The sequence below is a fragment of the Gordonia pseudamarae genome, from assembly GCF_025273675.1.
GTDB classification, from domain to species: Bacteria; Actinomycetota; Actinomycetes; order Mycobacteriales; family Mycobacteriaceae; genus Gordonia; species Gordonia pseudamarae.
In genome coordinates this window covers 19,339-30,600 of the sequence record NZ_CP045809.1, presented here as the reverse complement: position 1 = coordinate 30,600, position 11,262 = coordinate 19,339, and the positions used below count along the sequence as shown (strand labels likewise).

Sequence of the window (11,262 nt, the reverse complement as noted above, 5' to 3'; positions counted from 1 at the left end):
GGGTCGGCCCGGGCATACACCCGCCCTTGCGGCACGTACATCGGACGTGGCCATGTGGAGGCCGCTGTGTCAGGTGGGTTCGATGCGCCTGGACATCACAACTAGGACATCACAACTAGGCCGGGCAGTTCACCGTGTAGCTCCAGTGGGTGTCCGAATCCGGTCCGGTCACCTTGACGGTCACGTAGTTCTGGGTTCCGGACGGCACCCGGATCTGCTTGCTGCCGTTGCCCTCGTTGATGTTGTCGCCGATCATCCCAGTGTCGTACAATCGGCGGCCCTGATAGAACACCTCGATCTGGTCGGGGATGTTCTCGGTGTCATAGACGATCGTGAAGGTGTACGGACCGCCGCGTCCCATCAGGTGTTTGGTATTGGTGATCCCGTAGCCACCGGACTTGCTCGCCTGGTTGCAGCGCTGTGTCTGCGGCGGGGCGACGGTGGGGCCGTCATCGCTGCCGAACGATTCGACACTGCCCGTGACCGCATCCCCGAGGCCCGGGACCAACTCGTTGAGGATGCCGCTGCCGATATCTTCCGCACTGCCCGAATCGACGCTGCCGACGCTGACACTGCCGTCGGCCGCCGCGACGCCGGGTACCCCGAACATCAGCGCACCGACGCCGAGCGCCGCAACACCTACCCACCGAGGAGACCTACCCGCTGTAGTACCCATTTACCACCGTCCGGTTCACTATCCAATATCTCGGATCAACCGTATCGGCGTGTCACACGGTCAGCCATCAGGACGGTGTCGTCCACAAGGATGAAATTCCCAACGGGGTGAGATCTCGTACAAGCGCAAGACCTGCCGTGCGGCAATCCTGCAATGCGGTAGGCCCGGTGCGCGGTAGGCCCGGTGCGCGGTAGGCCCGGTGCGCGGTAGGCCCGGTGCGCGATAGACCCTGCCGTCAGGCTGGGCAGGTCAGTGTGTAGCTCCAGTAGCCACCGACCGGACCGGTCACCTTGACCGTCACATAGTCGTTGGTGCCCGCCTTCACACTGATCTTCTTGCTGCCCGCACCCTTGACGTTGCCGGAGCCGCCGACGAACTTGCCCTGGTAGAAAACATCGATCTTGTCGGCCTGGGTACCGGTGTTGTAGTTGAGGGTGAACGTCAGCGGTCCGGGCCGACCCATCAGGTGTTTGGTGTTGGTGACCGCCTGCCCCCCGGACTTGGACTGCTGGCCACAGCGCACAACCCGCGGTGCACCGTCGGCACCGTTGGGTGAGCCGTCACGGGTACCGGAACCGGCGGCATCGGCGCTGCCGGAGAAGATGCCCCCGGAGCTGCCCGTGTCCATGCTGCCCTCGGCGGCGACGGCCAGTCCGGGTATGCCGCAGGCGAGCGCCGCTGCTCCGACCACCGCGGCGACCACTGCCCGACGAGGTTTACCGATTCCGTGATTCACTACCACTCCCTCCACTCAACTCACGCGTCGCTCATCCACTGTACGGACCCCCGCGGTGCGCACCTGACATTCGATAGTATAAAAAGCCTCTTTACTTGCATGCGCGAATCGGCTAATCGCTGCGCCGTCCGGCTGTCATTCGGGTGGACTACATTCCGGTCACCGATGGCGAACGCGCGGCCGGGCGAGCGACGCTGCTGAGAAACCCGACGCTTGTCCCAAGAACGTCATGGGCATAGTTTCATGGCACCGCGTTTCATATCACCGCACGCGCAGTGGACCCGTTCAGCGAGAAGCACCCATACCGATGCCCGTGCCGTCAGCCCGGCCGGCGGTTCACGACACCGAGCATGACCACCACGGCACCGCACAGGGCGATGGTGATCCACGCCGGCACACTCGCACTCGTGAAGTCGTCGGCACCGGATACGAGGCTTCCGGCCAGGGCGATACCCACGGAGATGCCTACCTGACGCGCCGTCGACGCGGTGCCCCCGGCCACCCCGGCGCGGGCCGGGGGCAGGCTGCTCACCGCCGTGTTGGTGATCGGCGCGTTGGCGAAGCCCACACCCACCCCGATGAACAGATACGCGACGATCAGCAGACCGATACTGTCGGACACGGGCACGCCAGTCAGTAGAATTCCGCCGAGAACTATTGCGGCACCGGCGATCATGAGCGGTACACGCGGTCCGATCCGGCTCACCAGATAGCCAGACAGCGGTGCGCAACAGATAGCGCCGGCGGCCATCGGCAGGATCGCCGCACCGACCGCCACGGCGGTCCAGCCGCGCACGTCCTGCAGATACACGGTGGTGGTCAGCAGCGTCATGCTGAACGCCACGAACACCGCCAGTGCACCCAGAACAGCTCCACGAAAGGCCGCCACCCGGAACAGCGCCGGTTCGATGACCGGTTGGTGGCGCCGTGATTCCACGACCACGAACAACGGAAGCAGGCCGGCCAGCGTCACATATCCGGTCAGGCTCAACGGATTCGACCAACCGATCCGGGGCACCTCGATGATCAGGGCCACCGCGATCGCCAGAATCGCCACCAGCAGCGCCTGGCCCGGAACGTCGAGACGACGGACCTGTCCGCCGTGGGATTCGGGAACAATCCGGACGATCAGGATCATCGCCACGGCGACACACGGGATGTTGATCCAGAACAGTGCTCGCCAGTCGAGCGCGGCGATCAGGGCGCCGCCGGTGACCGGTCCGGCGGCCAGGCTCAGCCCGAACATCGATCCCCACACGCCGATCGCACGCGCCCGTTCGGCCGGGTCGGTCATCGTGTTGACGACAATCGCCAGACCCACCGGCGTCAACATCGAGGCGCCGACCCCCTGGGCGATGCGAGCTGCGATCAGAACACCGAAAGATGGTGCAACGGCACACAATACCGATGACAATCCGAACACCAGCATGCCCACCAGGAGCGTACGGCGACGCCCGAACCGATCAGCGAGGGCACCCGAGGTAATCAGGAAGGATGCGAACACCACGGTGTAGGAGTCGATGACCCAGGACAGACGATCAGGCGCGACATCCAGACCCGCCCCGATCTCGGACAGGCCGACGGTCACTATCGAGGTGTCCAGGCCCACCAGGAACAGCGCCGACGCGCACACCGCGAGAATCGTCCATCGACGAGCGGTACTCGGCGACGCCCGCGATTCGGTATCGGTTGCGGAGGACACCACTCCGCTGCCGCCCGTGTCGACGCCTGCTCCGGATTCCTCTCGTGAAAGTGCCACGATGCCCCGCCTGCCCCTCGCGTCGCACCCGGCCCGATGCCTGGTGCACCAGGCGTCCATCGTGCGGGAGCCGACCCACCGGGGTCGAGAGATCTTGCGGTTTCTGCAAGCATGGGCTTATGGAGGATGTGGTTTCGCTGCTCGATGCGATCGGTCCCCGGCTTCGGGCCATACGCACGGCGCGGGGCCTGACCCTGGCCGCGGTCACCGCCGAGACGGGCCTGTCGACGAGCACACTGTCGCGGGTCGAGACCGGTATCCGCCGGCCGACACTCGACCTGCTCATCCCCCTCGCCCGGGTCTACCGGGTCTCGCTCGACGAACTCGTCGCGGCTCCCGCCACCGGCGACCCGCGCACCCACCTCGCCGGTTTCCGGCACGCCACCGGCGGCGTCATCGTTCCGTTGACCGGCTATCAGGGCCGCGTACAGGTGTTCAAACATGTTCTTGGACAGCGCGAGCCAAACCTCAAGTCGCACAACGGACACGCCTGGCTGTACGTGCTGGCCGGCTCGCTGCGGCTGATCCTCGGCGACGACGAGCACGTCCTCGGCCCCGGTGAGACCGCCGAGTTCGATCCGCGGATACCGCACTGGTTCGGTCCGGCCGAGTGCTGTCCGTCGGTGGAGATCCTGCACATCTTCGGTCCGCACGGCGAGAAGGCGGTGCCCCGCGTCGGCAACCCGGGCTGACCCTTTCGGATTCGGGCTCGTGGCGGACTCAGTCGTCGTGGCGTCCTATTCCCATGCCGCCCATGCCCATTCCCATGCCACCACCGGCACCCCCGCCGCCGCCTCCACCCTGTCTTCCGCCGCCCTGGCCGCCGGCACGGCCCTGCCGGACACCCGACGATGATGGTCGCGCCGGTCCCTGGCTCGGTATCCGCAGATCATCGGGTATCGGATCGAGGTCCAGGGCTCGCCTGATGAACTCGCGCAGCGACGCCACCAGTTCGGCCGTGTACACCGGGCGGCCCGCGACCAGCTCCCGGGCGGCCTGCTCGGCAAGCCGCACATGTTCCTCGGTACCCAGCAGGAACACATCCGAGAGCGCCGCCTCCACCGCGTCCCGCGTCCGGCGGGCCCTATCCGATCCCGCACCCGACGGAATCACGGTGTCCATGTCGCCGCCGTCCTGATCGTCGGCATCATCCGGGCCGGTCCCGTCTTCGGGGGCGGTCCCGCTATCGGGGGCGGCGGCCCCGATCCTGATGTCACGCAGGTGCCGCGGGTCGACGGCCAGATTGCCGGTGAACGATCCGCCGAGCACCTTGTACGCCGCGATGAGGGTCTTGAGCCGCTCGTTGATCTGCCGGTTCATCCGCTGCTGGCGCTGTTGCACCGTGAACATGACGATCAGCCGGACGCCCACACCGATCGCCATAACCACGGTCAGGATGAGCAGCGACCCCACCACCCCGTTCCACGAACTGACGTCGAATCCACGCATAGGCCAAACCTCCTGGTCGACGGTCCGCAACACAGTTGCAACGAAGGCCACGTGCCAGACATTCCAACAATCACCCAGCCCCGCACTTACGGTTACAAGTGAAAGTCTCTTACAGTTACATCTGTAATCAGATCGGAGGGATCATGTTGGACACGGGGTCGAGAGATCGGTCGGTCATGCTTGCACGCCACGAGCGAGCGGCAGCCCAGGCTCTCATCGCGGCTGTCGGCACCGAGTTTTCGACTATCACGATCAGCGGAACCGACGTTCACGAGCAAGTCGCCGTGCCGATTGACCTCGCTCGGATCATCCGCAACGTGGTGCTGGCGATGGCGTCCGGCGACCGGATATCGATCGCTACGCTTCCCGAGGAACTGACGACGACCGTCGCCGCGAGCCAGCTCGGAGTATCCCGCCCGACGTTGATGAAGATGATCGGTAACGGTGAGATCGCGTCCCACAAGGTCGGGTCACATCATCGCCTACTCGCCGCCGACGTCGAAGAGTACAAACGCCGACGCCTACAGCGGCAGCGCGAAGCCTTCGACAAACTACGTGGGCTCGATGAGCTGCTCGAAGAGTACTGACGGTCTGGCGGAGGTCCGGTAAGCGGCAGTGGTCGAGCAGCAGTTGAAGTACTGGTGCGGCCGACAACTCAGCGTGAATCTTGTCCACGCACTGGAATCTGCCGGGTGCCCCGTGTTCGGTGAACGAGTTCGGCAACGACTTCAGGAACTATAGAGCGGCAGACTCGGCCAGCACCGTCTTCCACAATGTTCTACGATGAAGAACATGACTGAAGTGGGAATCCGGGCCCTCAAGCAGAACGCGTCCGCGGTAGTTGCCGAGGCCGCGTCCGGAGAGACAGTGGTGATCACCGACCACGGCAGACCGGTCGCGCAACTATCCCCGATTTCGGCGTCACCCCTGGAGCGGATGGTCGCCGCAGGACGTGCGCGACCACCGAAGTCAGCGCTACGCGACCTACCCGAACCCTCTCCGGGTCCGGAACTCTCGGCTGCACTGGCACAACTACGGGAAACCGAACATCGCTGACGATGGCGTACTACATCGACACATCGGCGTTGGTGAAGTTCGTCGTAGCCGAACCGGAATCGTCCACGTTGCACCGCTGGCTCATTGAGGAGGACCCGGTTCTCGTGTCCTGCGACCTCGCCCGCACCGAACTGATCCGCGCTGTTCGGCTGGCGGGGGGCGACATGGTCAGAGCCAGACTTGTGCTGAGTTCGATCACCCTCACTACGCTGTCCGGCGCCACGTTCACCGCTGCTGCACTGCTCGAACCTCCACTTCTGCGCAGCCTGGATGCCGTCCACATCGCCGCGGCTCTCGAACTGGGCGACGATCTGGACGGCCTGGTCACCTACGACACCCGGATGGCCGATGCCGCAACACACCAGGGAATTCCCATGCTGGCACCGGGCCCGGATGACGAACGTGCCCGCTGAATCAGCTGATATGAAGTCGCCGGAGAGATCGCATCCCACCAGGTCGGCTCACTCGCACATTTACCACGATCTGCGGTTCAGAAACTACGAGGCGCGTTCGACGGTGGCGCAGATCGTGGCCCAGATGGCGAGGGCAGCTGCGGCAAGACCTGCGCCGATGCCGCACACCAGCAGCCAGCCACCGGCGGCGTAGGCGAGGGAGGCGATGATCGAGCCGGCGACGCCGCCGAAGAAAAACGTGACCATGTACGCGGTGGTGAGGCGGCTGCGTTCATCGGGATTGAGGCCGTAGATGCGGTTCTGGTTGGTGATGTGGGCGGCCTGCACCCCGAAATCGAACACCAGGATGCCGGCGACGAACGCGGGCAGGTTGTGCGTACCCAGCGCCAGCAGACCCCAACCCACGAGCACCGTCGACCAGGTGAGCGTGGTGCTCAGGCGGGCATGTCCGGCGTCGGCGAGCCGACCCATCATCGGTGCACCCACCGCGCCCGCCGCACCGGCCAGACCGAAGATGCCGATGACGCCGTCGGAATAGCCGTACTCCTCGGCCAGCAGGAACGTCGAGGACGTCCACATCAGGGCGAATCCACACATCGACAGGAACCCCAGCGCCATGCGGCCCCGCAGGATCGGTTCGCGGCCGATGATGGTGAAGATCGACCGCAACAACCGCGGATACGTCAAGGACGCCGTGGGTGTGATCGGCGGCAGGATCCGCAGCAGCAGCACCGCCAGCACCGCCAGTGCCACCGCGGCGACGATGTACACCAGGCGCCAGCCGCCGATCTCGGCGATCACACCACTGACGGTGCGAGCCAACAGGATTCCGAGCAGCAACCCGCCCATCACCGTGCCGGTGACCCGGCCGCGCTCGGAATCGGCCGCGAGACCGACCGCCATCGGCACCACCACCATCGCGGTCGCCGAGGTGATACCGCCGATCACCAGAAGCGCACACAGCGTCGCGAAATTCGGTGACACCGCCGCTCCCGCCGACGCCGCTATCGCCACTGTCATCATCGCGATGATCAGCCGCCGACGATCCATGACATCGCCGAGCGGCACCAGGAACATCAGGCCGAGCGTGTAGCCGATCTGGGACGCGGTGACCAGAAGCGCGGCCGTCGACGACGAGACGTTCAGGTGGTCGGCGATGGTGACCAGCAGTGGCTGCGCGTAGTACAGGCCCGCCACCGAGGTACCGCACGTCACCGCCAGCAGCAGGGTGACGGCCCGGGTGAGTGTGAACGGCTTGATCTCGTCGGGTTCGCTCATTCCGTTCCTGCCTCGCACTCCGTTGTCCCAGGACCCAATCCGCCCAGCAGCCGGTTGAGGTGCGACGAGCCGCTAGGCGATGAGCCTCGAAACCGCTTGGACGACACCGTCATCTCACCGGGTTTCGAGGCTCGGCCGCCGGGCGGCCTCGCACCTCAACCGGCTGGGTGGTGTGCGGTGACGACCGGAACCGGGCTGCTATTCCCGACTACCGGGTGAACTGGGCGTCGACCCAGGCGAGGGTTTGCACGCCGAACAGATCGGTGCCCCAGTGATACAGGTTGGTGATCATCTCGATCCAGCTGCAGTTGGTGGGCGCGTACGTGACCCGCGTTCCGCCGCGGCGGTAGGTGGCCGCGAGGTTGCGGGCATCCTTGGCCGGAACGATCGACATGATCGAATCGTCCTTGGCGCACGAGGTGATGAGCACTTTGGGTTTGGGTGCCTTCTTGCCGAGCACGTTGTCGCGGTAGGCCCGCTGGAACGAGGGGATGTCGGCCGGATTCCTGTTGCCCTTGAACAGCGTCTGCAACGGCACGAACGGCATCATGAAGTACGCGGGAGTCTGGCATTGGGTGCGATACCAGTCGGCGACAGCCTTACCGGCCGGATTGAGGTGGGCGTCGATGTTCATATCCGGGTATTTAGGCTCGAGACCGAGCAGGTTGGCGAACGCGAAACCCGATCCGATCGACCCGTTCGCGATCCGCATGAAGTTGCGCTCATTGATCACCATGCCCTCGAGGACGGCGGCCTTCACCGTCAGCTCCGGCGCGTAGACATCCTGATCCTCGGCGGCCCGCGCCGCCCCGACACCGCCGCCGGCGATACCGAACAGCACGATCTCGGCATCTTTGCGCGGCGCCTCCTTGGGGAGTTGCTGGGCCGCGCGCACGGCGTCGAGCTGGGCGTGTCCGGCGTAGGTTCCGGCGAATACGCCGTGCGGCGACGTGTCACCATTGTTGCCGACGTCCGAGATGGTGACGGTATAGCCCTTGTCGAACATGATCGCCAGCGGCCCGAGTGCCGACCACGACGAGCCGTCCATCGGATTCTGGCCCGTCCACTGTCCCGACGGATGGCAGTTGCCACCGACGGAATCGTTGGCCTCCTGGTAGCTGATGACCTTTCGGTCCACTCCGCGCCGACCCTGCGGCACCATCACGATACCGGTACTGATCTCCGGCGTCTTCGCATCCAAACCCGTTGTCACATACATGATCTTGTACGCGTTGAGATTGGCCGGTTTGACGCCGGTGAACATGACGTCGACCTTCTTGGACTTGATCAGCGTGCCAGGCTTCTCCGTGCCGGTCAGCTTCGGTTCCTTGTAGAACGGGTCGTCGGCGGTGAGTGCGTGGAAGATCTCCTGCGGGCTTCCGATCTTCGCCCCGGCGAAGGCGCCGACCACGAATCCGTTGAAGAGCTCCGGCAACGACGGGGTCTTGTGCACGGGAGCGCCCCCGGCGGCACCCGTACCCAGCAGGGCGAGCGTCGTCACCGTCACCGCCGCGATGATCCGGACAATACTGAGCCGAAAAGTGTTGCGCTGCTTCACTTAACGACCTCCACACGAATCTGATCAGCCATCGCGTACAGGATCTGCGGGATGTTCATGATCGGCCGATGCGATTCGAACTGCCGCTCGTAGGGCACCTCCAGCGTGGCCCGCAACTGCGGCCAGCGGTGATTGACCATGAACTTGTACTTGGGAAGCAACTCATCGCTGATGTACCTCCACCGTTCCGAATACACCGACCAGTCCCAATCAGGCAGCGGCGTCGTGATTTTCAGCCGTCGGCCGTCGGGGGTCGAGGAGTACAGCACCACCGGATCCATGGACCGCGGCGGCTTCACCCCGGCGACCGACGGCGAACCGGCGACCGTCGACAGGTAGGTGATGGCCGCGCCGACCTTGCCGCGATGGTTGCGCACCTGGTCCCACTGGCGCTTGATCACCTCACCCTGTTCGCGACGCAGCAGCCGGGCGTTACCGGCGGCGATCCGGTCGGGATTCTTCGACGCGACGTCCTCCCAGGCCCGGTAGATCTCGTCGTCGAACAGTCCGGCGTCGCGCATCTCGGCGATCGCGGGCAGGCCCTTGTCCACATAGGCGGCGTGCATCGGCATCAGGTCGCTGAAAATGTTCTTCTGCATCACCATGATCATGCCGAGGATGTAGTGCAGGTCGGCACCGGTGATCTTGGCACCGCCATCGGCGATCGCGAGCAGCCCGTCGGGTAGCGCGTTGCGCAGCGCCGGACCGCCTGCATCCGTCACCGCCTTGACAACCGCATTGGCCGCCAGCCCGATCTCCTTGACGTTGAACGGCACGCTGAACAGTTCGAAGTCGACGAGGCCGCCGCCGAAATCGGCACCCACCTGGCCGCCCATGCCCGCCCACTGCAGTTCGCGGTGCGAGAGCTGGAAGTTCTCGTAGTAGCGGTACGACTTGATCAGGACCTCGCGGTTGGCCATCGCGCCGGTCCGCGGGTTCCACGACTTGAGCTCGATTCCGGCCTCTGAGGTCGCGGTGGCCAGCCAGTACTGGGCCAGCAGCGCCTGGTACGACCTGGGCGCCACTCCTGCCCCGCGGGCCTGCCCGAGCAGCTTGCCCAGAGTCGGCACATCTGTCGGCAGATCGGGATGCAGACCGCCCGTGCCATGCGCGGCGTCCCGATTGACCAGCGGGAGGTTCAGATACCGGTCGAACTCGGCTGCCCGTGCCGGACTGGGCAACAACACCGACGCCACCGCCAGCATCATCGTCACCACCAGCAGGACCACTCGGCCTGTCCTCGTCATGAACCCTCCTGAGAATGTGGTTTGAATCACCCAAACTTCTCATGAGCGCGCAGAGGAAATCAAAACAGCACCGGAGATCACACCACTGACCGGCGGGCCGGAAGGGCCGGCCTCAGGCGTCCGGGACCGGCGGGTGCCCGATCAGTGGGTGAGGATCAGCTCCACTCCCTCCTGATACGTGGTGACAGGGAAGTCGGGGAAGCGCGCTGTGAACTTCGAACTGTCGAAGAGGTTGTCGCCCCGGTACCGGTCGAGCAGTTCATACATCTCATCGAGCGGTTTGACCACACGGCGCGCGAGGGCGAACGCGAACATGGGCAGCACGGTGTACCCGATCGATCGGCCGCTGATCCGACCGGCGAGAGAAATGAGCTGAGCGTACGTTCGCCGGTCGGGGTCGATCGGCAGGTGCCACGTCTGGCCGTAGGCGTCCGGGGTGTTGCCGAGTAACGCCAGCGCCCGGCCCGCGTCGGGAGTCCAGATCAACGAGCGCTCGGTGTGGGCATCAATCGGGACAAGCGGCCGCCTGCCTGCCTTGATCCGATCGAACACCAACGAATTGGTGTAGCTCTTGGTCTGCCCGGGGCCGTAGAACTCCGGCGCTCGGGCGGTCAGAGCCTCAATCCGGCCGGCCCGCATCTCCTCGAGCAACATTTCGGCGATGTTGGCGCGGACGCGCCCCTTGCGCCCGCCCGGCGCGAAGGCCGTCGATTCGTTCTGCGGTGCGGACGTGCCGGGATACATGTACGTGTTGTCGAAAAACGCGAGCTTGGTCCCGTGGTTGATGCAGGCGTCGATCACATTGCGCATGATGATGGGGAACTGCGACTCCCACCGCTGGGCGTCCAGCGGCAGACCGACGGTCAGGTAGGCGATATCGCTGCCGGCGACGGCCCTGTCGGTGGCCTCGGCGTCGGTAAGGTCCGCGGCGACGAGTTCGTCGGTGTCGTTGATCGTGGTCGGTCTGCGGCTAACGAGGCGAATCCGTTCGGTGTGGTGGCGGTGGAGTTCGTACACGAGCTCGTCGGCGATCGGTCCGCCGGCACCCAGGATCGTCTGCACGGCTACTCCTTCACGGTCTCTCGGTGGT

The 11,262-nt window shown here is 65.1% G+C and carries 12 protein-coding genes; 4 read left to right on the top strand and 8 right to left on the bottom strand.

The genetic code is table 11. The features are described from left to right. Positions 1 to 115: 115 nt before the first annotated feature. The 3 genes from GII31_RS00145 to GII31_RS00135 form a co-directional block, all read right to left on the bottom strand. On the bottom strand, positions 116 to 610 hold the full coding sequence (locus GII31_RS00145; RefSeq protein ID WP_246222023.1) for a hypothetical protein: 495 nt from the start codon (positions 608 to 610) through the stop codon (positions 116 to 118). 301 nt (positions 611 to 911) lie between these two features. Next, positions 912 to 1,412: a hypothetical protein gene (locus GII31_RS00140; RefSeq protein WP_213245685.1), complete on the bottom strand. Its 501-nt coding sequence runs from the start codon at positions 1,410 to 1,412 to the stop codon at positions 912 to 914. Between the two features lie 319 nt (positions 1,413 to 1,731). Beyond that, the gene (locus GII31_RS00135; RefSeq protein ID WP_246222022.1) at positions 1,732 to 3,171 is read right to left on the bottom strand and encodes an MFS transporter; all 1,440 of its coding nucleotides are present in this window, start codon (positions 3,169 to 3,171) and stop codon (positions 1,732 to 1,734) included. A 119-nt stretch (positions 3,172 to 3,290) separates the two neighbouring features. Between GII31_RS00135 and GII31_RS00130 the strand changes: the two genes are divergently transcribed. Beyond that, positions 3,291 to 3,863, top strand: a complete 573-nt coding sequence (locus GII31_RS00130; RefSeq protein ID WP_213245682.1) for a helix-turn-helix domain-containing protein — start codon at positions 3,291 to 3,293, stop codon at positions 3,861 to 3,863. A gap of 28 nt (positions 3,864 to 3,891) precedes the next feature. Here the strand turns inward: GII31_RS00130 and GII31_RS00125 are convergent, their stop codons facing one another. Then, positions 3,892 to 4,620: a hypothetical protein gene (locus tag GII31_RS00125; protein WP_213245681.1), complete on the bottom strand. Its 729-nt coding sequence runs from the start codon at positions 4,618 to 4,620 to the stop codon at positions 3,892 to 3,894. A 284-nt stretch (positions 4,621 to 4,904) separates the two neighbouring features. Between GII31_RS00125 and GII31_RS00120 the strand changes: the two genes are divergently transcribed. The 3 genes from GII31_RS00120 to GII31_RS00110 all read left to right on the top strand — a co-directional run bounded on the left by GII31_RS00120 (position 4,905) and on the right by GII31_RS00110 (position 6,089). Then, positions 4,905 to 5,207 (top strand): excisionase family DNA-binding protein, encoded by a 303-nt coding sequence (locus GII31_RS00120; protein ID WP_246222021.1) that lies wholly within the window; start codon positions 4,905 to 4,907, stop codon positions 5,205 to 5,207. A 205-nt stretch (positions 5,208 to 5,412) separates the two neighbouring features. Next, positions 5,413 to 5,676, top strand: a complete 264-nt coding sequence (locus GII31_RS00115) for a type II toxin-antitoxin system Phd/YefM family antitoxin (RefSeq protein ID WP_213245677.1) — start codon at positions 5,413 to 5,415, stop codon at positions 5,674 to 5,676. A 2-nt stretch (positions 5,677 to 5,678) separates the two neighbouring features. Next, entirely contained in the window at positions 5,679 to 6,089 is a 411-nt protein-coding gene (locus tag GII31_RS00110; RefSeq protein WP_213245675.1) for a type II toxin-antitoxin system VapC family toxin, read from the top strand. A gap of 84 nt (positions 6,090 to 6,173) precedes the next feature. On the opposite strand, the gene GII31_RS00105 is transcribed toward GII31_RS00110, so the two are convergent. The 4 genes from GII31_RS00105 to GII31_RS00090 form a co-directional block, all read right to left on the bottom strand. Continuing rightward, positions 6,174 to 7,367, bottom strand: a complete 1,194-nt coding sequence (locus GII31_RS00105) for an MFS transporter (RefSeq protein ID WP_213245673.1) — start codon at positions 7,365 to 7,367, stop codon at positions 6,174 to 6,176. A gap of 208 nt (positions 7,368 to 7,575) precedes the next feature. Next, the gene (locus GII31_RS00100) at positions 7,576 to 8,925 is read right to left on the bottom strand and encodes a lipase family protein (protein ID WP_407649864.1); all 1,350 of its coding nucleotides are present in this window, start codon (positions 8,923 to 8,925) and stop codon (positions 7,576 to 7,578) included. Continuing rightward, positions 8,922 to 10,172 (bottom strand): hypothetical protein, encoded by a 1,251-nt coding sequence (locus GII31_RS00095; protein ID WP_246222020.1) that lies wholly within the window; start codon positions 10,170 to 10,172, stop codon positions 8,922 to 8,924. Before GII31_RS00095 ends, GII31_RS00100 begins: the two co-directional genes overlap by 4 nt. A 141-nt stretch (positions 10,173 to 10,313) precedes the next feature. Continuing rightward, entirely contained in the window at positions 10,314 to 11,234 is a 921-nt protein-coding gene (locus GII31_RS00090; protein ID WP_213245671.1) for an NAD-dependent epimerase/dehydratase family protein, read from the bottom strand. Between the last annotated feature and the right edge of the window lie 28 nt (positions 11,235 to 11,262).